This window comes from Ancylobacter sp. GW821-FHT10E12 (assembly GCF_058809335.1).
The window spans coordinates 1-22,500 of the sequence record NZ_JBXASN010000023.1; the positions used below are offsets into that span (position 1 = coordinate 1).

General features: G+C 68.4%; 16 protein-coding genes and 1 tRNA gene (1 of these 17 only partly in view). 7 read left to right on the forward strand and 10 right to left on the reverse strand.

The window, feature by feature from the left end; genetic code table 11:
• Positions 1-123: 123 nt before the first annotated feature.
• The 4 genes from AC1RU4_RS23700 to AC1RU4_RS23715 form a co-directional block, all read right to left on the reverse strand.
• A complete protein-coding gene (locus AC1RU4_RS23700; RefSeq protein WP_492893865.1) occupies positions 124-417 on the reverse strand; it encodes an aa3-type cytochrome c oxidase subunit IV in 294 nt (97 codons plus the stop codon).
• 108 nt (positions 418-525) lie between these two features.
• Entirely contained in the window at positions 526-1,488 is a 963-nt protein-coding gene (locus tag AC1RU4_RS23705; RefSeq protein WP_492893867.1) for a heme-dependent oxidative N-demethylase family protein, read from the reverse strand.
• Positions 1,489-1,624: 136 nt separating this feature from the next.
• Complete coding sequence (locus tag AC1RU4_RS23710; protein ID WP_492893869.1) at positions 1,625-4,183, reverse strand: patatin-like phospholipase family protein; 2,559 nt, start codon at positions 4,181-4,183, stop codon at positions 1,625-1,627.
• A 183-nt stretch (positions 4,184-4,366) separates the two neighbouring features.
• Positions 4,367-6,208 (reverse strand): M3 family oligoendopeptidase, encoded by a 1,842-nt coding sequence (locus AC1RU4_RS23715; RefSeq protein ID WP_492893871.1) that lies wholly within the window; start codon positions 6,206-6,208, stop codon positions 4,367-4,369.
• A 192-nt stretch (positions 6,209-6,400) separates the two neighbouring features.
• Between AC1RU4_RS23715 and AC1RU4_RS23720 the strand changes: the two genes are divergently transcribed.
• Positions 6,401-7,168, forward strand: coding sequence for a histidine phosphatase family protein (locus AC1RU4_RS23720; RefSeq protein ID WP_492893873.1), 768 nt, complete (start codon positions 6,401-6,403; stop codon positions 7,166-7,168).
• Between the two features lie 100 nt (positions 7,169-7,268).
• Here AC1RU4_RS23720 and AC1RU4_RS23725 read toward each other — a convergent pair whose 3' ends face one another.
• The gene (locus tag AC1RU4_RS23725) at positions 7,269-7,532 is read right to left on the reverse strand and encodes a hypothetical protein (RefSeq protein ID WP_492893875.1); all 264 of its coding nucleotides are present in this window, start codon (positions 7,530-7,532) and stop codon (positions 7,269-7,271) included.
• Between the two features lie 303 nt (positions 7,533-7,835).
• On the opposite strand from AC1RU4_RS23725, the gene AC1RU4_RS23730 reads away from it, so the two are divergent.
• Both AC1RU4_RS23730 and AC1RU4_RS23735 read left to right on the forward strand, forming a co-directional pair.
• A complete protein-coding gene (locus AC1RU4_RS23730; RefSeq protein ID WP_492893877.1) occupies positions 7,836-9,356 on the forward strand; it encodes a putative bifunctional diguanylate cyclase/phosphodiesterase in 1,521 nt (506 codons plus the stop codon).
• A gap of 142 nt (positions 9,357-9,498) precedes the next feature.
• Complete coding sequence (locus tag AC1RU4_RS23735) at positions 9,499-10,551, forward strand: amidohydrolase family protein (protein WP_492893879.1); 1,053 nt, start codon at positions 9,499-9,501, stop codon at positions 10,549-10,551.
• Between the two features lie 106 nt (positions 10,552-10,657).
• On the opposite strand, the gene AC1RU4_RS23740 is transcribed toward AC1RU4_RS23735, so the two are convergent.
• A tRNA-Val gene (locus AC1RU4_RS23740) sits at positions 10,658-10,732 on the reverse strand.
• Between the two features lie 149 nt (positions 10,733-10,881).
• Entirely contained in the window at positions 10,882-11,241 is a 360-nt protein-coding gene (gene cpdR, locus AC1RU4_RS23745) for a cell cycle two-component system response regulator CpdR (RefSeq protein WP_492893881.1), read from the reverse strand.
• 254 nt (positions 11,242-11,495) lie between these two features.
• On the opposite strand from cpdR, the gene AC1RU4_RS23750 reads away from it, so the two are divergent.
• Both AC1RU4_RS23750 and hisN read left to right on the forward strand, forming a co-directional pair.
• Complete coding sequence (locus AC1RU4_RS23750; protein ID WP_492893883.1) at positions 11,496-12,380, forward strand: N-formylglutamate amidohydrolase; 885 nt, start codon at positions 11,496-11,498, stop codon at positions 12,378-12,380.
• Between the two features lie 2,001 nt (positions 12,381-14,381).
• A complete protein-coding gene (gene hisN, locus AC1RU4_RS23755; RefSeq protein ID WP_492893885.1) occupies positions 14,382-15,167 on the forward strand; it encodes a histidinol-phosphatase in 786 nt (261 codons plus the stop codon).
• A 15-nt stretch (positions 15,168-15,182) separates the two neighbouring features.
• On the opposite strand, the gene AC1RU4_RS23760 is transcribed toward hisN, so the two are convergent.
• On the reverse strand, positions 15,183-16,124 hold the full coding sequence (locus tag AC1RU4_RS23760; protein ID WP_492893887.1) for an alpha/beta fold hydrolase: 942 nt from the start codon (positions 16,122-16,124) through the stop codon (positions 15,183-15,185).
• A 141-nt stretch (positions 16,125-16,265) separates the two neighbouring features.
• Positions 16,266-16,643, reverse strand: coding sequence for a hypothetical protein (locus AC1RU4_RS23765; protein ID WP_492893889.1), 378 nt, complete (start codon positions 16,641-16,643; stop codon positions 16,266-16,268).
• A gap of 294 nt (positions 16,644-16,937) precedes the next feature.
• Here AC1RU4_RS23765 and AC1RU4_RS23770 point away from each other — a divergent pair, with 294 nt between their 5' ends.
• Positions 16,938-17,417, forward strand: a complete 480-nt coding sequence (locus tag AC1RU4_RS23770; RefSeq protein WP_492893891.1) for an Hsp20 family protein — start codon at positions 16,938-16,940, stop codon at positions 17,415-17,417.
• A gap of 250 nt (positions 17,418-17,667) precedes the next feature.
• Here the strand turns inward: AC1RU4_RS23770 and AC1RU4_RS23775 are convergent, their stop codons facing one another.
• Positions 17,668-18,816 (reverse strand): hypothetical protein, encoded by a 1,149-nt coding sequence (locus AC1RU4_RS23775; RefSeq protein WP_492893892.1) that lies wholly within the window; start codon positions 18,814-18,816, stop codon positions 17,668-17,670.
• Between the two features lie 483 nt (positions 18,817-19,299).
• On the opposite strand from AC1RU4_RS23775, the gene gltB reads away from it, so the two are divergent.
• Positions 19,300-22,500, forward strand: partial view of a glutamate synthase large subunit gene (gene gltB / locus AC1RU4_RS23780; RefSeq protein ID WP_492893894.1) — the 5' portion only. The gene runs 1,560 nt beyond the window's last position; 3,201 of the gene's 4,761 nt are visible here — the first part of the coding sequence; the start codon lies at positions 19,300-19,302; its stop codon lies off the right edge, out of view.

The window sequence follows — 22,500 nt, forward strand, 5'->3', positions numbered from 1 at the left end:
GCCCCCGACGCAACAAAAACCGCCGCCCCAAGCGACACGTAACGCTTCACCGTGTCGGCAGACGCCGAAACCCGGGGTTCGACGGCGACATTCTCACTGAAAACACTGATACGCATGACGGCCTCAGGAGGTGACGATAAGCAGCAGCAGCAGCACGCCGAGCAGCCCAACCATGATTCCCGGCTTGCCGCTGTCGGAAGCGAGGCCGATCGCGGTGGCGACGATGATCGCCAGCGTCGCCAGCGAGAACACGCCCCAATGGCCGTTCACGCCGCCAATGGCCAGCGCCACCATCAGGCTGCAGATCGCCAGGGTGCTGACCAGCGTCATCTTCACGAAGAAACCGTAGGTCCCCTCATGTTCGGCATAATCGTTGCCGGCGGCGGTGGCGTATTCGGGCGCTCCGTGGTCAGCCATGCGACCCCCCTCCTTATGGATAATGAAAGCCATGGTCCGCTTTAGCGGAAGTCGTCCCCTGCGGCAACGGCGCGGAGGGCTTCCGGCAGTCGTGCAGGCACCGGCGCGTCAAGGCGCCGCGCTCTGCGCCGGATCCTGCACCGGCTCGGGACCCTCGGCGATGACGGCGAGCGCGGCGGCGACCGCGTCGCGATGCTCGGTGAGCGCCTTGTAGGCGAGCTGCGCCGGATCGAGCGCCAGGATCTGCCCGCGCAACGAGGCGGCGAGCTCGCGCCCCTGCGGATGGCGGCGGAACGCCTCGAACGGATCGACATGGATGCGCACGGTGAACAGGAGGTCGCCGCTCGCCGGCAGCCGACGCAGCGTCTGGCGCTCCACCCGCACAAAGGCCTCCGGCGCCAGATTGGCCGGATCGTCGAACCAGGCGCGCGGGCGCTCCTTCGATTCGGGATGATGCAGCGCGTCGTCGGGATAGATCGACCAGTTCACCCGCCAGACCGGCTGCTCGACCTTCAGATTGTCGAAGATGCGGTTCATCACCCTGGCAAGCTTGTCGGGATAGCCCGGCACCGCGGCGTGCAGCCCGTCCAGCGACTGGCCGAACTTCTCCGCCAGCGACCAGGCGGAGGGAAAGCACAGCACCGCCGCTACCAGCCGGTAGCCGCCCTCGCCCGGCGTGAGCAGCAGCAGGTCGTCGGAGACGATGCGGCCGGCAAGGGCGAAGGGCGCCTCGCTCTCGTCGTCGAGATCGACCTCGAGGCCGGCGGGGACGACATGGAGAAGGCGGCCCTGCAGCCGGTAGAGGTCCGGGAAACGCTCGGTGAGATGGGCGACGAGGAGGTCGAGCGCCTCGCGCTGGGCGGGACGGGTGCCCGCCTCCTCGCGCAGCACCACCTCGCGCCTGTCGGCGATCAGCCGGGCGCGCTCGGCCAGCGTGGCGGCGAGGTACCGGTCCGGCTCGATCCATTGCGACAGGTCGAGCGGGGCGAGGCCGACGGCGAACGGCTTGCGCGAGCCGTCGAACGGGGTATGGGCGAAGGGGGTGGCGAAAGGCGCGGACGGAGCATTCATTCACGGCATTCCCGGCAGTGGACCGCCGATTTGTCCGCCGTGATCTACCGGCAGGGCAAGCCTAAAATCGCGGCAGCGCCGCAGGACGGCCATGCGCGGCAGCGCCGCGGCCGGCCAAGCGCGGCAACGCGCAGGCCTAAGCCGCCGGCTGGCGCAACCGCAGCAGGTCGCGGACCTGCGCCAGCAGCGGGTGATCGGCCAGGACATTGGCGAGCACGAGCTTTTCGACGTCCGGCTGGTAGCTCTCCGCCATGGCCGGCGACACGGCGACACGGTCGCGCCCCATGAGGAAGCGCCGCGTCGCGTGGAAGCCGAGCGCGCGATAGACCTCGAACTGCTCCTCGCTGAACAGCTGGTCCAGCGTCGTCTCGTGCGGGAAACGGGAGAAGCGGCGCTTGTAGTTGCGGATGACGTCGTTCTCGTCGTCGGTGAGCGACGACTTGATGTAGACGAGCACCCCCTCGTCCTCGCCCTCCTCGCCGGTCTGCATCTCCGGGGCGCGCGGCGCGTAGAAGATCCGCCCGACCGCGACATGCGGCCCGCAGCTTCCCGGCTTGCTGCCGTCGGCCTTCACCGCCTCGGCGCGGATCGCCTCCCATGGCAGGTCGATGCGCACGCCCATGTCGATGCGGGCATGGCGCTGCAGGATCATGAAGGAGGTGAAGGCGTAGGCGTGGTCCTCCTCGGCATCGACGACGACGATGAGCTTGCAGCGCCGGCGCAGCAATTCGATGAGGCCGAGATTGTCGATATGGCCGCCGTCAGAAATATAGACCTTCGGGGCGAACTCATCGAGCAGGCCGAAGGTTTCGGCGAGGAAATAGAGACGGTCGAACCATCGGCTGCCCTTGCCGTCCTGCGGATTGGGCACCCAGCAGCCGAGGCGGACATTGAGCAGGGCCAGCGTCGGGGTCAGCGGCGCGATGGTGTTGGCGCCCATGTTCGACGAGAAGGCGGCGCCCGACGCGGCGACCACCGAGGCGAGGTCGATGCCCGGATGATCGTCGGCCAGCGTCGAGGTCGCGACATAGCCGGTCGCCCGGCTGCCGATGTAATTGTGGCTGAACAGGAAGAAGTCGGCATTCCGCCCGCGCTTGTTGGCCTCCGGCGACCCCTGCAGGTTGATCGCGGTGTTGAGCAGCAGATAGGGCGAGAGGTCCGGCCGCAGCCCATCGCCGCCGGCATCGCTCGGCCGAAGCCGGAAATGCTCCACCGCCTTCACCTCGGTGCCGGGCGGCGCCTCCGGCGGCGGCGGCCTGAACAGGAAGGCGCGGCTGAGGCAGTCGCGATAGAGCCCGTGGAGCGATACCGCGCCCGCCTGCCATTTCCGCGCGGCGGGCAGCAACGGGAACCACAGCACGACGGCAAGGCCGATGCCGGTGACCAGCGCCAGCGCGCCCCAGATCCATGCCGGCGACGGCCCGCCGCCCGCCGCGGCCGCCGCGCCTTGCCCCGCCACGGGCGCCGGGCAGAATTCCGTGCCGACCAGCGGCGCGACGGCATGGAAGGCCAGGAACAGCACTGCCAGCCACAGCAGCAGCGGCAGGATGGCGGCCCCCACCCACAGCGCCACCACGCCGGTGGCGCGCATCAGCGTGGCGCTCCAGGTCGGATCGGTCTCCAGCTTGCCGAGCAGGGCCGTCAGGCGCGGCCCGAACAGCGCGATGAGGCCGGAGAGCGACGCGAGGGCGCCGGCGAGAACCTTCAGGTCCCAGCTGTCGCCCTGCGTGCAGATCATCCGGTCGAGCAGCACGCTGCTCGCTTCCAGCCAGACCAGGAAGCCGACGAGCGCGGCGACCACCGCGACGCCGAGCGAGCGCTCGGGGCGCAGCTCGGCCCCGCGCTTGTCGCGCAGCGAATGAAACACGCCCCACGCAGCGAGCCCGCCGCAGCCGGCGAAAAGCAGGATCAGAAGGCTCCATGGCCGGTCCGGCAACGGAGACCCCTGCTGCAGCAGCCGATAGAGGGACACCGCGAGCGCCAGGCAGGCGAGCACGGGCAGCACGCAGAACAGGTTGGTCGACAGGCCGCGCAGATAGACGGCGAGGCCGCGGAAGAACTCGACCTTGCGTGGGAAGAGGTAGTTCGAATAGTCGCGTATGTGCTGGACGGAAGGCGTTTCCTCCTGGTCCAGCAGGCTGCGGAACGGGAAAATGCCGTTCCGCAAGCTCATCGCCGCCACCATCGAGGCGCCGATATAGCCGCCGCCCGACACCGTCGACAGGTAGTCGAAGCGATCGAGCGCCGAGGGGCCGCGATCCTCCCTGGAGCGCGGCTTCTCGCCGGCGCCGGGAGCGCCGTCCGACTGGACAATCGCGTCGAAGGCCTGCAACGCGCCGAGGCAGAAGGCGGCGGAGCGGATGCCGCCGCCCGAGAGCGCCAGGCCGACCAGAGGCTCCGAGACGACCGGCTGCGAGACGACCGGCTGCGAGACGACCGGCTGCGAGACGACCGGCTGCGAGACGACCGGCTGCGAGCCGGTGGCGGGGGAGGCGTCATTTCCGGCGGGAAAGCCCGCCTCGCGCAGACGCGCCGCCACCTTGCGCCGCCGCGCTTCGATGAAAGGCCGCTCGGCCCTTATGACGTCCTCGACCTCGCGCACATAGGCGGGAAGCGCGTCGCCGGCGCCGGCGGAACCCGCCGCGTCGCCCGAGAATCCCTGCCCGTCGGCTTCGTCCTTCTCGCGCCCGGTCATCGCACCGTCCCCCGCACCGGGGAATGGTAGTTAATGCCCGCCGAACTGCAACCAGAGATTTAAATCGGCACAGGAGAACAGGCGGCGGTGCATGCCGGTGCCGTGCGCGGCCCGAAAACGCGTCAGGCCCGGCGCATGGCCGGGCCTGAAATCGTCTCGTTCCTTGTCGCCACGACCGGAGGATCAGCCCTCCATCGCCTCCAGCTCGCCGATCATCCGATCGATGAGGTTGAGGCCGGTCTGCCAGAAGGCGGGGTTGCGGGCGTCGAGGCCGAAGGGCTTCAGGAGCTCGGAATGATGCTTGGTGCCGCCCGCCGCCAGCATAGAGAGATAGCGCTCGGCAAAGCCGTCCGAGGCGTTCTCGTAGACGGCATAGAGCGAGTTCACCAGGCAGTCGCCGAAGGCATAGGCATAGACGTAGAAGGGCGAGTGGATGAAGTGGCCGATATAGACCCAGTAGGTCTCGTAGCCCGGCCCGAGATGGATGCCCTCGCCGAGGCTGGTCGCCTGCACGTCCATCCAGATCTCGCAGATGCGCTCGGCAGTGAGCTCGCCGCTCTTGCGCTCGGTATGGATGCGCCGCTCGAACGTGTAGAAGGCGATCTGGCGGACCACCGTGTTGATCATGTCCTCGACCTTCGAGGCCAGCATCGCCTTGCGGGCATGCGGGCTCGGCGCCGCGGCAAGCAGGCGCTGGAAGGTGAGCATCTCGCCGAACACCGAGGCGGTCTCGGCCAGCGTCAGCGGGGTGGGCGCCATCAGCGCGCCGTTCGGGGCGGCGAGCACCTGGTGCACGCCATGGCCGAGCTCATGGGCGAGGGTCATCACGTCGCGCGGCTTGCCCATGTAGTTGAGCAGCACGTAGGGATGCGCGGAGGGCACGGTCGGATGCGCGAAGGCGCCGGTGGCCTTGCCGGGCCGCACGCCGGCATCGATCCAGCTCTTGTCGAAGAAGTCGCGGGCGATGTCGGCCATGCGCGGCGAGAAGCCGGCATAGGCGCCGAGCACGGTGTCGCGCGCCTCGTCCCAGGCGATCGGCTTGGTGTCGACCTTCGGCAGCGGCGCGTTGCGGTCCCAATATTCGAGGCGCTCCTTGCCGAACCACTTGGCCTTCAGCTTGTAGTAGCGGTGCGACAGCCGCGGATAGGCCTCGTGGACCGAGGAGACCAGCGCGTCCACCACCTCGCGCTCCACCCGGTTGGCCAGGTGGCGGCTGTCGGCGATGTCCTGGAAGCCGCGCCAGCGGTCGGAAATGTCCTTGTCCTTCGCCAGCGTGTTGGTGATGAGGGTGAACAGCCGCAGATTCTCGCCGAACACCTTCGCCAGCGCCTCGGCGCCGGCCTTGCGCTTCTTGCCGTCGGCCTCGGCGAGATAGTTCAGCGTCGGCTCCAGCGGCAGGCTCTTGCCGTCGACATCGAAGCGCAGGCCGGCAATGGTCTCGTCGAACAGCCGGTTCCACGAGCCGCGGCTGGTGACGCCCTTCTCGTGGAAGAGCTGCTCGATGCGATCTTCCAGCTGGTAGGGCTTCTCGGCGCGAACCTCCTCGATCCACGGCCGGTACCTGCCGAAGGCGGGATCGGCGAGCGCGGCTTCCATGCCGGCATCGTCGAGCCGGTTGAGTTCCAGCGTGAAGAACAGCAGATGCGTGGACGCCTCGGTCAGCTTTTCCTGCACGTCGCCGTAGAACTTGGCGCGCACCGGGTCGGTGGTGTCGCCGGAATAGACGAGGCCGGCATAGGAATAGAGCCGGCCGAGCAGTTCCTCGACCTGCTCGTAGCGCACCAGCGCCTTGGCCATCTCGCCGCCGGCGTCCGGCCCCTCCAGCATCGAGGCGAGGCGGCCCTTGTAGGCCTGCTCGAAAGCGGCGCACTCGGTGGCGGCGCGGTCGAGATCGGCCTTCAGCTCGGGCGCGTCCATGCCGGGATAAAGATCGCTCAGATCCCATTGCGGCAGCTTGCCGAGCGTGGCGACGGCGCCGTCCGGGGGCGGGGACGAGACGGGAAGGCGATCGGGACGGGGGAACATGACGACTCCGGCGGGACATTTCTTCTGGGGTGCCAGTGATATCGTGCGGGGCCGTCAGGGATCAATGCGCCACTGTCGATGCACCCCGTCCGATGCCCCCCGTCAATGCGCGCCGCCGGCTTGATCGGCGCCGGGGCGCACGTCATGGTGCACAGGCACCATTCCCGGCATTGCCCGCCATCGGATCAGGCCATGATTTTCCCCTCGCACCGTGCCGTCCCGCTGCTTCTCGCGCTTGTCGGCGCCCTCGCCGGCGCTCTTGTCGGCCTGGCGACCCGGCCCGCCGAGGCGGCGCCGAAGCGGATCGTCATCGTGCGCCATGGCGAGAAGGCCAACCCGCTGAGCCTGTGCAGCGTCGGCAAGGAACGGGCGCAGGCGCTGGCCGCGCAATATCTCTCGCCGTCGAGCCCGACGAGCCTCATCGCCAAGGACCCGCCGGCGGCGATCATGGTGATGACGCTGCACACGCTGGAGACGGCGCGGCCGATCGCCAAGGCGTGGAACATGAAGCTGGACGCGCCCGCGATCGCCTATGGGCCGATCCACAACACCCGCTATTTCAACGCCAAGCTCAACAAGGTGAACCAGGCCGTGGTGCGCGACCTGATGGACGATCCGCGCTGGCACGGAAAGACGGTGGTGATGGTGTGGGAGCATTTCCACATTGCCAGCGCCGCGCTGGAAGCGCAGTTCCCCGGCGAACAGGCGACGCTGCGCCAGCTGCTGCGGCTCGGCGAGATCGATCCGGCGAAGATCACCGGCTGGGGCCTCGGCGTGCCGGCGACCTGGCCGGATTCCAACTTCAACTTCTTCTGGATACTCGATTATGACAGCGCGCACGCGCAGGTGCCGGCGCGCATGCGCGTCGTGAGGCAATATTTCCAGCCGCCCTTTGCCGGGCTGCCGTCAAACGACTGGGGAGCGACGGAGCCGCTGCCTGCCGGTTCCGGCTGCAACTGATCCGTCGCTCCCCATCCAACGCATGCCGGGGAGGACATGCGCGTCGGAATGACCGGCATGCGCGCGCCAATCGAAGTCGCGCATCAATCGAAGGTGCGCATCAGTCGAAGGCGCGTTTGACCTTCTGGGCGGGCGAATTGTAGCCCTGGTACAGCGGCGCGAAGATCGGCTCGAACAGACCATTGCCGGAATTCTGCTTTACCTGCTTGCGACGCAGGCGCTCGCGCTCCAGCACGTCCTTCTGCTCATAGCTGCCGATCGTCGGCAGGGATTTGGTCGAGGTCGACGTCGCATGCGCCGGCATGGCGAGCGGCAGGACGAAGGACACGGCCAGAGTGGCAATGGCAAGTTTTTTCGAGATCATCATAACCTCCCGATGAGTAATGGATTGACTCAACAACGCAGGAACGCTGCTTTTGTTTCATCGAGAGAAGGGAGAAGACCACATCAGGCCGCGATGCGCGCACGTGAACCCGCCGGCGCCCCAGGCTCTCCGGCACTTCGCGGCAGGAACAAGGCCGCTTCTATACCGTGGCGTATCTTCCGATAACCATCAACGAAACGGATGGTTGCGCGCCATTGCGGCCTGGTCTTACGATATAACATCCGACACGCGCATATTATACGTTGTATATTGTCGACCTGGTCATCAGGGATTGCAGAACGCATGAACAAGGCCGTCCGGGACGCGCTGGGCCTTGCCGGTATCGGCATCGCCGTCTATCTGCTGGCCCTCGCCTTCGACGCGCAGGAGGCGCTGCGCTGGCTGTTGAGCCGCCAGGAAAACTGGCAGGCCGACGAATTGCTGCTGGCCGTCACGGTGCTCGGCATTGTCGGCCTCTGCTACGGCCTGCTGCGCCTGAGCATGCTGGGCACCGAGATCGGCCGGCGGGCGGCGGCGGAAAACCAGGCCGACTTCCTCGCCTTTCATGACGCGATCACCGGGCTGCCCAACCGCCATTTCGTCGAGAGCCGGCTGCCGGACATCTGCCGCGGCCGCCGGCTGCGCACGCTGTTCGTGCTCGACCTCGACAATTTCCGCAAGGTGAACGAGCTGGTCGGCCATCACGGCGGCGACGCGCTTCTCGCCCTCCTCGCCAAACGGCTGAAAAAGGCGTTCCCCGACGAGGTGGTCGCCCGCACCGGCGGCGGCGAGTTCCTCGTCGCCTCGATGGTACAGCGGCCAAAGGACGCGCAGGCGATGGGCGAGCGGATGGTGCAGATGACCCGCCAGCCGGTGGAGATCGGCGGCGTCACCCTCGATGTCGCCGCCTCGGTCGGCTTCGCCGCGATCGAGAAGCCGGAGCAGGTCAAGCACGCCATCAGCTGCGCCGACCTTGCGATGGCACAGGCCAAGCGGCAGGGCGACGGCCGCGCCTGCGCCTACCGCCCGGAGCTGCGCGACGAGATCGACGCGCGGCTGCAACTGGAGAGCCTGCTGCGCGAGGCGGTCGCCAACGACCGGATCGAGCCCTATTACCAGCCGCTCGTCCGGCTGTCCGACTGCCGTCCCTATGGGTTCGAGGCGCTGGCCCGCTGGACCAAGCCGGACGGCACCGGCGTGCCGCCCGACCTGTTCATCCCGATGGCGGAAGATGCCGGGCTGATCACCGAACTGTCCTGCGGGCTGCTGCGCAAGGCCTCGCGCGCCGCGCTCTCCTGGTCGCCCGAGCTGATCCTCGCCTTCAACATCTCGCCGCTCCAGCTCACCGACAGCCGGCTCGCCGAGCGGATCCTCGGCATACTGGACGAGATCGGCTTCCCGCCCCGGCGCCTCTCCATCGAGATCACCGAAACCGCCATGGTGCCGGAATTCGAATCGGCGATCCTTGCGGTGGAGCGCCTGCGGGCGGCCGGCGTGCGGCTCGCCCTCGACGATTTCGGCACCGGCTATTCCAACCTGTCGCAGCTCGCCATCATCCCCTTCGACAAGATCAAGATCGACCGCAGCTTCGTGCACAACTTCCTCGCCAACGACAAGCAGATGAAGATCGTGCGCTCGGTGGTCGGCCTCGGCCACGGCCTCGGCGTCGCCACCCTCGCCGAAGGGGTGGAGGAGACGGCGCAATACGAGGCGCTGCGCGATCTCGGCTGCGAACTCGGACAGGGCTACCTCTTCGCCCGGCCGATGAGCGGCGACCGCGTGGCCGACTATCTGCGGCGGGCCCTGCCGGCAGCCGCGTACTGACGGCGGTCCCACCGACGCCCCCTGCCCTGCTCGTCCCTGCCCTGCTCTCCTCCGTCCTGCTCGCCTGCCGCGATGCCGGTCCGGGCGCTGGGCATCGCCGCCCGGCGTGCTAGGGTACCGTCCCGCTGTCCCGGAGGGGGCCATGCCGCTCGCCAGCCGCCATCTCAACGCCAACCCGCGCCCTGCCTATGCCGCGCCCGCCGATCCCGGCGGCGGCCCCGCCGCAGCCGTGCGCGTGGCCAAGATCGCGCTCGAAGAACATTTCGTGCTGCCGGAATTCATCGACTATCTGCTGCCGGCGCTGCCGCGGGTGAGCGAGGCGACCAAGGCGATGCTGCTGCGCCGGCTCGGCGATTTCGGCGAGGAACGGCTCGCCGCCATGGACGCGGCCGGGGTGGAGCGCGCCGTGCTGTCGCTCACCGGGCCCGGCGTGCAGGGCGAGCCCGACACCGCCACCGCGACCCGCCTCGCCGCCCTCGCCAATGACCGGCTCGCCGCCGAGATCGCCCGCCGGCCGCAGCGCTATTCCGCCTTCGCCCATGTCGCCATGCAGGACCCCGCCGGCGCCGCCGACGAGCTGGAGCGCTGCGTGCGCGGGCTCGGCTTCGTCGGGGTGATGGTCAACCACCACACCAACGGCACCTATCTCGACGCGCCGGCCAATGACGTGTTCTGGGAACGGCTGCAGGTGCTCGACGTGCCGCTCTATCTGCATCCCGGCGACGCGGCGGAGATGCCGCATGTGCTGCGCGGCGTGCCGGAGCTGGAAAAGCCGACCTGGGAATGGACGACCGAGATGTCCAGCCACCTGCTGCGCCTCGTCGTCACCGGCGTGTTCGACCGGTTCCCCGACCTCAAGATCATCCTCGGCCATGCCGGCGAGACGCTGCCCTATGCGCTGTGGCGGCTCGACAGCCGCTACGCGCTGACCGCCACCGACCGGCGGATCGCCCGGCCGCCGTCCCATTACCTGCGCCGGAACCTGTGGGTGACGCTGTCGGGCCAGTTCGACGCCGTGCCGCTGCAGGCGGCGCTGGCGGCGCTGGGCGCCGACCGGGTGATGTTCTCGGTGGACTATCCCTATGAGGACGCCGTCGAGGCCGGCCGCTTCATGGACACGACGCCGCTCGCCGACGACGTGCGGGCGAAGATCGCCCGCGGCAACGCGGCCGGGCTGCTGAAGCTGGGGGACTGAAGCGCGACCGGGCCAGGCTCGGGGAGGTCGGCGATCGCTTCGCCGCGGAGGCCGGCCGATAGAAGGCGAGCCGGCCGATCAGGGGCTTGATGGGGGGCTGCCGGAATGGTGGGCGCGACAGGGATTGAACCTGTGACCCCCTCGATGTCAACGAGGTGCTCTCCCGCTGAGCTACGCGCCCATTCCGGTCGGGTCGCCGACGTTCCCTTGGGCCCGCCCGGCGCGGCATCCCTATAACCACAAGCCGGGCGCCGCGCAAGCACCCCGCGCCGAAGCTGGGGATGACGGGGCTGGGGATGACGGGGCCCGCGCCGCCGGCCACCCCCGCCTTCACGCCGCCAGCATCTTGCCGACCTCGTTGACGAGGTCGCGCAGATGGAAGGGCTTGGACAGGATCTTGGCGTCCTTGGGCGCCTGGCTGTCGGCGTTCAGCGCCACCGCCGCGAAGCCGGTGATGAACATCACCTTGATGTCGGGGTCGAGCTCGGTCGCCTTGCGGGCGAGCTCGATGCCGTCCATCTCCGGCATCACGATGTCGGTCAGCAGGAGCTCGAACGGCTCCTCGCGCAACCGGTTATAGGCCGACCGGCCATTGTCGAACGAGACGACCGAATAGCCGGCGTTCTGCAGCGCCTTGACCAGAAAGCGCCGCATGTCGTTGTCGTCTTCGGCGAGCAGGATCTTGAGCATCGAAGGCCACCTTCCGATTCGGGGCCGGCGCACCCGGCCGGGCCGACCGGCCCGCCGCGCCGGAAACTCCCCGCACGTTTGACTATCGGGTACCGCGCCGGCTCTTAGCACATCGTGAATCCACGCCGACTTGAACAGGACGTGCTTTCCGAAACATTGCCGCCGGTTCCACAGGCACCCTGTGCGTGTTAGACATGAAAGGAATAAGGCGCGGTTCGGCGGAACGCGCCGCGAGGGAGCCGACGGGCGGGCAAATGACGGTCATATCGGAGACGATAGATCCGGCCTTCGAGGTCGTGGAGCCCGAGCGTGCCGCCGCACCTTTCCTGTTCAACTCGCCCCATAGCGGCATCATCTATCCGCGCGCCTTCGTCGAGCAGGTGCGGCTCGACATGTCGACGCTGCGCCGCTCCGAGGATTCGCTGGTTGACGAATTGTTCGCGCAGGTCACCGGCCTCGGCATGGGCTTCATGCGGGCGCATTTCCCGCGCTGCTATCTCGACGTGAACCGCGAGCCCTACGAACTCGACCCGCGCATGTTCGAGGGCAGGCTGCCCGCCTATGCCAATACCCGCTCGATGCGGGTTTCGGGCGGGCTGGGCACCATCGCGCGGGTGGTGGGCGAGCAGCAGGAGATCTATGCCCGGCGCATCCCGGTCGACGACGCGATGGCGCGCATCGAGGCCTATTACAAGCCCTATCACCGCACGCTGCGCCGGCTGATGGTGCAGATGCAGCGCAGCTTCGGCATCGCGGTGCTGGTCGACTGCCACTCCATGCCCTCGGGCGGCGGGCGCGACGAGCGCGGGCGGGTCGACATGGTGATCGGCGACCGCTACGGCACCAGCTGCGCGCAGGCGATACCCGAACGCATCGAGCGCGAACTGCGCCGGCGCGGCTATTCGGTGGTGCGCAACAAGCCCTATGCCGGCGGCTTCATCACCGAGCATTACGGCAATCCCGCCTCGGGGATGCACGCGGTGCAGATCGAGATCAATCGTGCTCTTTATATGAACGAACGCACGTATCAGCGCAGCGAACGCTTCGAAAATGTGCAACGCGACCTGCTCGATGTCGCCCGCGCGCTGGCGGATATCCCGCATCTGGAGCTGGCACCGGCCCGCGCCGCCGCGGAATAAACGTGGATTTTCATATACTTGTTACAATTGTTGCGAATTTTTTATGGATCGATGCAAAACGCCGCAGAAGAGCCTTGCATTTTAGGAATGAGAGATATACGAATTCTGCACGCTTGGTTCTGACAGAGCGCCTTCCCCTCTCCGGCACGAGATTTCGAGCCGCGGCAACGTGGTCGGAAGCGCAACGCTGAAACGGGCAAGCCCTTCTTCCGGCTGCCGCAGGATTTCCGGGTCAGGTATCCGGGTCCTGCAGGATGACGGTGGGGATACCGACAAGACGGCTCAAGCCGCTGCGGTTTCCACCGACACCGACGGCACAAAAAGAAAGAGGCCGCTCACGCGAACGAGAGCGGCCCAAGTCTAGGGAGGAAACGCCCAAGGAGGGCTGCACGGAGCGACGCCAATCGCTGCGTGCGAGACAGAAGATGGATGTGCATTGCGGAATAATCAAGGCGCCACAGTCCATTTTCTGGCATACCAGATACAAACAATGACAGGTGTGGCCGATTTGTCGCGATAGGCGCTACCCCCTTGGGGACGAGCGGCCGGGCGCGAAGGCATCGGAACTGACGGCCGGAGCGGCGCAACCCGCTCTGGCCGTTCGTATTTTTGCAGATGCGCGGCACGCGGACTCGAAAGGCCGGATCGGTAGGACCGAGGATTCGGCGCGGCGCCCCTCGGCGGCGCCGAGAGGTGCGGGCGATTGCCGCATGCCTCCAAACGGTGCCCGACGAGCGCGCCGCGCGATGATTCCCCGATTCGCGCCCAGATGCCGGCGCCGGCTTCCGGCTTCGTGGCGGCACGCCGCGGCTTTGACCGATGTAACCCGACTGCCCGTCGGCGGCGGCAGCGGCGAAGGCAACGGCAGCGCGGCGAAGCCGGCCGGATGCCGGGCCTTCGCTCCCAGGACGATTGCGCGGACCATTCCCGGACATTCGCCGACCCGGATCCGATCGTCCGAAGGCGCCGCCGGCGGCTATTGCCCGGCCCGCCTCCACGCCTGTCGCAGGCGGCGGGACGCGCGCGGCGCGCATGCGCTGACGGCATGGCCCTTCGACGCCGATCCGCCCCTGGGCGGTTCCACCGGTGCTGCGCATGCCCGATTCGGCCATCGGGAGCCCGGATGCGCCGCCTGCCCGCGACATTGGAATGCCGGGATGCGAAGACGCCTGGCAGATAGGGATATCAGGAGGCTGGGGGCAGGCGCGGCCGGCGAGGCGGCATGCCGGAGGTGCGCCCGTCATCCGGCGATTGCGACGGTGGCGCAGCCATGCAGAAAAAAGAAAGGGCCGCATCCAGGAGGAGCGGCCCAAGTCTAGGGAGGAAACGCCCAAGGAGGGCGACGGCAACGCAACGCCAATCACGTTGCCGCACCGCAATAATATGGACGAGACCCGCGATTGACGCAAGGAGAAAACGAAAGAAACGAAAGCCGGATCGGCAAATTCACGCGCAAGTGACGAAGATCGCGCCTCGACCGCGCTTACCTGATCGCGCTCGCCGATCGGACGCGACTCGCGGCGGAAATCCGCCTCATCGCCGAACGGCGCGCGCGTCCGTCACGCCCGCCCGAGAGCATGGCGAGGGAAATATATTGAGAATCAATGGCTTGAAAATAAAGGGGCCGCTCACGTTGCCGGAGCGGCCCAAGTCTAGGGAGGAAACGCCCAAGGAGGGCAGCGGCAGGGCAACGCCAATCGCCTTGCCGCACTGCAATAATATCGCAGCTTGGCTTCCCCATGGCAACCGTCAAAGCTGCCTAATTGTTCACCGTGGCGGAATGGCAGCCATGCGCAAGGCGCGGGACTGAACCGGCATTTCGCCGCCGCTCGCCGCCGAGGTGCGTCCGTCATCGCGGCCGATGGCGGCGATCGCAGGCTTTCGGGCGCACCATTGCCCGCCGGCGCGGCGGCCGATAAGGAAATGACGGCGCCGACACTTGGCGCGGCAGCGGACAAGACCCGTCGCGGGGCGAACCCGCCGGGCAGAGCGGAGTGCACCATGAGCGCCGTGGATTTCGAAGGCTTCGTACACGAGCTCGCCACGGTATCCGGCCAGGTCATCCTTCCCTTCTTCCGCACCGCGCTCGGCGTCGAGGACAAGAACAAGGGCGCGGCCTTCGACCCCGTCACCGCCGCCGACCGCACGGCCGAGCAGGCGATGCGCAACCTGATCCGCAGCACCTTTCCCCAGCACGGGGTGCGCGGCGAGGAATTCGGCAACGAGAACGAGGATGCCGAATTCGTGTGGATCCTCGATCCGATCGACGGCACCAAGTCCTTCATCGCCGGCCTGCCGTCCTGGGGCACGCTGATCGGCCTCTCCCGCAACGGCACGCCGGTCTATGGCATGATGCACCAGCCCTTCGTCGGCGAGCGCTTCTTCGGCGACGGCAGCGCGGCCCGCTATCGCGGCCCGGCCGGCGCCCGCGCCCTGTCCGTCCGCGCGTGCCCCGCGCTCGACCAGGCGCTGATGATCACCACCAGCCCGCTCTTGATGAAGCAGCCCGACCGTGACCGCTATGTCGAGGTGGAGCGCCGGGTGCGGCTGCCGCGCTATGGCGGCGACTGCTATTCCTATTGCATGGTGGCCGCTGGCCATGTCGACCTCGTCATCGAGACCGAATTGCAGGATTACGACATCGCCGCGCTGATCCCGATCGTCGAGGGCGCCGGCGGCATCCTCACCGACTGGGAGGGCAACCCGGTGCGCGGCGGCGGGCGGGTGGTCGCCGCCGGCGACCGGCGGGTGCACGAGCAGGCGCTGAAGGTGCTGGCCGGGAACTGAACGCCCGCGCCCGGCCTAGCGGCCGCTGCCGGGAATGAACGCGTCGAAGGCGGCGAAGAACGGCTCGCGGAACGTGTCGCGCTCCTGCAGGATCTCGTGCCGGGCGCCGGGCAGCACGATATGCGAGCCGGCGATGAGGCGGCTGCCCAGTTTCTCGATCGCCGGGGTGGAGACGACATTGTCCGCCCCCGCCGCCACCATCAGCAGCGGCTGGCGGATGATGCGGGCGGTCGCCGGATCGGTGAGCAGGTCCATCTGGTCGAAGGCCGACTTGATCCAGCCGATGGTCGGCGGCCCGACATCGAGCGCCGGATGCTCGACGGTGATGGCGAGGTTGCGCGCGAAGCGCACCGGATCGGAGGTGAGCCGGTTGCCCTCGAAATCGAGCTCGCCGGCGCGCACCAGCTTGCCGCGCGGCACATAGAAACCCGACAGGCCGACGGCATTGAGCACGCGGGCGCTGCGCCGCGCCGCCACGTCGTGGCGCAGCATCGACAGGTCGAGCATCGGCGCGGTGAGCACCATGCGCTCGAACCAGCGCTCGCCGCGCCGGGCGGATTCGAGCAGGATCGCCGCGCCCATGGAATGGGCGAGCGCGTAATAGGGCGGCGGGCAGTTCGGCAGCACGACCTCTCGCATGAACGCCTCGAGGTCGAGTTGATAATCGGAAAAATGCCCGACATGGCCCTTCATCGGGTTGCCGAGCAGGCGCTGCGAGCCGCCCTGCCCGCGCCAGTCCAGCACCGCGACGGCGAAGCCGCGGCCGCGCAAGTCCTCCGTCAGCTCGAAATATTTCTCGATCTTCTCGGTGCGGCCGGGAAACACGCAGATCGTGCCGCGGGTGCGATCGGCCGCCCGCCAATGGGCATAGCGCAGCGACACGCCGTCGGCGGCGGACAGCATGCCGCTCTGCGCGCTTTCGGGCACGGGATTGTCGGGGGTGCTGAAAAGCTGCATCGGCGGACGACGGGACTCGCAGGTGGCTACGGCTCGCAGGTGGAACGGCTCGCGGGAGGGATGGCTGCGCTGAGTACAGCCAGCCGCGCCTTTTCACAAGCCGGCAAAGGCTTTCCCCTACATATAGGGGCTTGCCGGGGCTCAATAGCGCCGGGCGCCGAAGCCGATCACCTTCATGCCGCTGATGGCGCCGGAGGCGGCGTCGACCACCACCTGCACCCGCTCGCCGCGCGGACCGTTGGCCTCCAGCAGGATGGTGGGGCCACGCTGGCGCAGCACCGACACGTCCGAGAAGCCGCGCGCGCGCAGCATGCGCGCCGCCGCCTCGCCGTCGAGCCCGCCCGCCTGGCCGGGCGGCGCCTCATAGGGCGCATAGGGGCCGGGCGGCGGGCCGCCGCGGCCATAGGGCGCCGCCCAGGGGCCGCCGGACGGGCCGATCGCCTGCGCCTGCGCGCCCGGCGACAGGCCCGCCGGCAACGCCAGCAGGATCGCCAACAGCACGCGCATGAGCGCCGTCATCGCAAGGCCCCTCCTCGTTGCAGCCGTCCCCTGCGCCGCGCGCCCGCGCCGGCACGACCGCTACAATGCCTTGGACGATACGGGAGTTGAACTGAATTGCCGCCGAGCCGGCCGTTCATCCGCCGTTCATCTGGGCGCCTCGCGAATTTTCGCGAGCGCCCTTTCAGCCCCTCTTGCGAAGCGCAAACGCTGCCCCATCTCGAAAGTGTGCCGGCCAGACGGCGGCACGCGACGGGCTCGGCTCTGGCGAGCGGGTCCACCACCCACTGCATGTCGCTTCAAAGAGGATATGCCATGCGTAACTTCGATCTTTCCCCGCTCTATCGTTCCACCGTCGGTTTCGACCGGCTGTTCTCGCTGCTCGACCAGGTCGGCGGTGTCGATACCGGCACCACCTATCCGCCCTATAATATCGAGCGCACCGGCGAGAACGCCTATCGGATCACCGTCGCGGTCGCCGGCTTCACCGACAGGGATCTCAGCATCGACGTGAAGGAGAACACCCTCTCCATCCGCGGCGAGCGCCCGGTCGATCAGGCCGGCCAGCCCGGCGAGGTGCTCTACCAGGGCATTGCCGCGCGCGCCTTCGAGCGCCGCTTCCAGCTCGCCGACCATGTCGAGGTGCGCGGCGCCTCGCTGGCCAACGGCCTGCTCCATGTCGACCTCGTGCGCGAGGTGCCGGAGAAGCTGAAGCCCCGCTCGATCGCCATCGCCAGCGGCACGGCGCAGGCCGTATCCGCCGACAAGGTGATCGACGCCAAGGTCGCCGCGTAACCCGCGCGACCGGCCGCGACGACGGCACGGACGTGACGATGGAGGCGCCCCGGACCACCGGGGCGCCTTTTATTTTATGGATCTGCCGCCCAGCCGCGCTGTTTCGCGGCCTTCGCGATCGACCCGGACAGCCCCCACTCGAAGTCAGCTTCGACACGCCCGCCTGACGGCACCGCGCGGGCGTCCATAACGCGCGCGACAGCGGCCGCCCTCCGGCCGATGCCGTTCGGTAGCGGCGACCTGATGGCGGCTATTTGATAGGCGGCTTCGGCGTCGGCAGCGGCGGATCGTTGATCTCGCGCGCCAGAACCGAGGCGGTGCCGGCCGGCACTTCCGCCGCGCCGGCCGCCGCGCCGGTGGCGACGCCGGCACGGGCCTCCAGCACATTGGGGGGCTTGGGCGCCTGGATCGAGGCGGCGGCAGGTGGATTCGCCGCCGGAACGGCATTGGCGGCGGGAGCATTCGCCATCGCCGGGGGAGTGGCTGCCGCGGGGGCATTCGCCGGTTGGGCATTCGCCGGCTGGGGATTGGCCGGCTGGGCCGGGCTGGGCGGCAGCGCGATGCCGGGGATGACCCGGACCGCGGTCTCGCCCGGCTTCACCGACGGCGCCGGCTCGGCCGGCCTGGCCGCCTGCGCGGGCTCGGCCTGCCGCACCGCCTCGGGCGGGATGGTGACGACCGGCGGCGAGGTGGACTCGGCGGGCTTGCTGGCGGCGGCCGGCGGTGCGGCGGCGACCGTCGCCCTGTCGGCCGAGGACGGCTTCTCCGTGCTCGCCGATGCGGCGGGCGTGGTGATGTTCGCGCCACCCGACGGTGCCGGCAGCGGCGGCGGCGCTGCCGGATCGACGGGCGTCGGCCCGGCATTGGGCAGGCTCGCCGACAGCGGCGCATTGGGCGACGGCGGCAGCGGCGGCTTCTTCGGCGGCAGCACGCTGGTCACCGGCGCCGGCATCCGGCCGACCGTCGGGGGAACCACCGGGCCGATCGGGCGCATCGAGATGATGTTGCCGGAATAGGCGTTGACGCGAACCCGCACGCGCCGGCCCATGGCATCGGTCGCCTCGCTCACATAGGTGTTGCCCTCGGTGCGCGGGCGGGAAATGTTGCTGAGCCCCATGGAGCCGAGCATCGGGCGCATGTCGGCGCGCGGCATGATCGGCGGGTTGTAGGACGGCGCGATCGGCGGCCCGTAATAGGCGCCGGGCGGCGGATAGAGCGGCCGATAGACCGGCGGCGGGGGCGGCATGTAGCCGGGCGGCGGCGCATAGGGGCGATAATAGACCTGGGCCTGCGCCGGCATGGCGCACAGCGCCGCACCCGCCACGGCGAGCGATGCGACGAGAACAGGCAGAAAAACAGGCCGCAGGGCAGGCCATGATGGGGCGGACAGCTTCGACATCGAGCAGCCTTCCGAAGAGATTTACGCTTTACCGACCGTGAACCATATGAGCCTCGGAATGCGGCGCCGCTGAGACGAAAGCACGCGGGCCCGCGCGTGGGCGGATTGCGCGCGAGCCCGCGCGAGGCGGGCATGGCGTGACCGGGCGCCGAAACGGGCGGGCGGGCAATTGGCTTGCGCGCGGCGGCCTCTGAATTGCCGTTCGTTGCGCTTTGCCGCCGCTTCCCGCAACAAGAGTGAAAAATGCCGGCCGCAAAGTGCCGCTCCCCGCTTGTCCCCGCGCGCGGTTTCTGGCATGTTCCCCGTTGATAGGACAACCATACTGTCCTATCATTCAAATAGGCTGGTGCTCTGCACGATGCATGGCACAGTCGATGCTAGCGTATTTCGGTGCTGGTGTGCATGCTTGCGGGCGACGAGCCGCGCGGAGCCGGGTTCTCTCGGCATGCCGACCAGCGAGGCGAGCAAATGGGGAGGCTCTCGATGAGCGAGGAATTTGGCGGCCAGTCCGCGTCGGTTTTCGTTGAGGGTTCGGTCCGTCCGGCCACGACGGGCCGCGCCGACGTCAAAAACCCGAGCGTCGCGCACCCGAACATCGCGCACCCGGTCGTCCTCGATCCGGGCCTGCCCGGTGGGCACGGCCTCTACGACCCGCGCAACGAGAAGGATTCCTGCGGCGTCGGCTTCATCGCCGACATCAAGGGTCGCAAGTCGCACCAGATCGTGAAGGACGGGCTGCAGATCCTGCTGAATCTCGAGCATCGCGGTGCCGTCGGCGCGGATCCCCGCGCCGGCGACGGCGCCGGCATGCTGGTGCAGATCCCGCATCGCTTCTTCGCCAAGGAAGCCGCCAAGCTCGGCTTCACCCTGCCCGAGCCCGGCCATTACGCCGTCGGCCACGTCTTCCTGCCGCGCGAGGCGGAAGGCCAGAAGATCGTCCGCGAGACCTTCGAGCGCGTGGTGGCGGACGAGGGACAGGTGGTGCTCGGCTGGCGCGAGGTGCCGACCGACAACACCTCGCTCGGCCACACCGTGCTGCCGACCGAGCCGACGCATGTCCAGGTCTTCATCGGCCGCGGCGAGGCGACCCATAGCGAGGACGATTTCGAGCGCCGGCTGTTCGTGCTGCGCAAGGTGGTCTCCAACGCCGTCTACGGCGCCAGGGACCCGCGCACGGCCGGCTATTATGTCGTCTCGCTCTCCTGCCGGACCATCGTCTACAAGGGCATGTTCAACGCCGACCAGCTCGGCGCCTATTATGCCGACCTGCATGACGAGGACTTCGAGAGCGCGGTCGCGCTGGTGCACCAGCGTTTCTCGACCAACACCTTCCCGGCCTGGTCGCTCGCCCATCCCTACCGGATGGTGGCGCATAACGGCGAGATCAACACGCTGCGCGGCAACGTGAACTGGATGGCGGCCCGCCAGGCTTCCGTCGATTCGGAGCTGTTCGGCAACGACATCTCCAAGCTGTGGCCGATCTCCTATGAGGGGCAGTCGGACACCGCCTGCTTCGACAACGCGCTCGAATTCCTGGTGCAGGGCGGCTATGAGCTGCCGCACGCGGCGATGATGCTGGTGCCCGAGGCCTGGGCCGGCAACCCGCTGATGGACGAGGAGCGCCGCGCCTTCTACGAGTACCACGCCGCCATGATGGAGCCGTGGGACGGGCCGGCGGCCATCGTCGCCACCGACGGGCGCCAGATCGTCGCCATGCTCGACCGCAACGGCCTGCGCCCGGCGCGCTACATGGTGACGCGGGACGACAGGATCGTCTGCGCGTCCGAGATGGGCGTGCTCACCTTCCCGGAGGAGGAGATCGTCACCAAGTGGCGGCTCCAGCCCGGCAAGATGCTGCTCATCGACCTGGAGGAAGGCCGCCTCGTCCCCGACGACGAGGTGAAGACCGAGATGGCGCGCAAGCACCCCTACAAGGAGTGGCTGCAGCGCACCCAGCTGGTGCTGGAGGAGCTGCGCTCCGTCGAGGCGCGGGAAGTCCGCACCGACGTGTCGCTGCTCGACCGGCAGCAGGCGTTCGGCTATTCGCAGGAAGACCTCAAGCTCCTGATGGCGCCGATGGCGACCACCGGGCAGGAGGCGGTCGGCTCCATGGGCACCGACACGCCGATCTCGCCGCTGTCGAAGAAGTCGAAGTCGCTGTTCACCTATTTCAAGCAGAACTTCGCCCAGGTCACCAACCCGCCGATCGACCCGATCCGCGAGGAACTGGTGATGAGCCTCGTGTCCTTCATCGGGCCGCGGCCGAACATCTTCGACCTCGAAGGCAATTCCCGCCGCAAGCGGCTGGAGGTGCGCCAGCCGATCCTCACCAATGTCGACCTGGAGAAGATCCGCTCCATCGGCTTCATGGAGGAGCGCTTCGACACCCGCACGCTCGACATCACCTACCCCTCCGACAAGGGCGCGGCGGGCATGGGCGACGCGGTGGAGCGGCTGTGCGAGCGCGCCGAGGCGGCGGTGCATGGCGGCTACAACATCATCATCCTGTCCGACCGGCTGGTCGGGCCGGACCGGATCCCGATTCCGGCGCTGCTGGCCACCGCGGCCGTGCACCATCACCTGATCCGCAAGGGCCTGCGCACCGCCGCCGGCCTCGTGGTGGAGACGGGCGAGGCGCGCGAGGTGCATCATTTCGCCTGCCTCGCCGGCTATGGCGCCGAGGCGATCAACCCCTACCTCGCCTTCGAGACGCTGATCGCCATGCGCGACGACATCCCGGAGGAGGTCGACGAGTACGAGATCGTCAAGCGCTTCATCAAGTCGGTCGACAAGGGCCTGCTGAAGGTGATGTCCAAGATGGGCATCTCGACCTACCAGTCCTATTGCGGCGCGCAGATCTTCGACGCCGTCGGCCTGTCCGACGAGGTGGTCGCGAAGTACTTCACCGGCACCGCCTCGACCATCGGCGGCATCGGCCTCGCCGAGATCGCCGAGGAGACGGCGATGCGCCACCGCGACGCCTTCGGCGACGCGCCGGTGTTCCGCACCGCGCTCGACGTCGGCGGCGAATATGCCTATCGCCTGCGCGGCGAGGAGCATGCCTGGGACCCGGAGACGGTCGCGGTGCTGCAGCACGCGGTGCGCGGCAACGCCCAGGACAAGTACCGCCACTTCGCCAGGCTGGTGAACGAGACCGGCGACAAGACGCTGAACATCCGCGCGCTGTTCCGCATCCGCGGCGCCGACGAGCTCGCCCATGTGCCGGTGCCGCTCGACGAGGTCGAGCCCGCCGCCGACATCGTCAGGCGCTTCGTCACCGGCGCGATGTCGTTCGGCTCGATCTCGCGCGAGGCGCATACCACGCTCGCCATCGCGATGAACCGCATCGGCGGCAAGTCGAACACCGGCGAAGGCGGCGAGGAGGCCTCGCGCTTCAAGCCGCTGGCGAACGGCGACAGCATGCGCTCGGCGATCAAGCAGGTGGCCTCGGGCCGCTTCGGCGTGACCGCGGACTTCCTCGTCAATGCCGACATGATCCAGCTGAAGATGGCGCAGGGCGCCAAGCCCGGCGAAGGCGGACAATTGCCCGGCCACAAGGTCGACGCGGTGATCGCCAAGGTGCGCCACTCCACCCCCGGCGTCGGCCTGATCTCGCCGCCGCCGCACCACGACATCTATTCGATCGAGGACCTGGCGCAGCTCATCTACGACGTGAAGAACGTC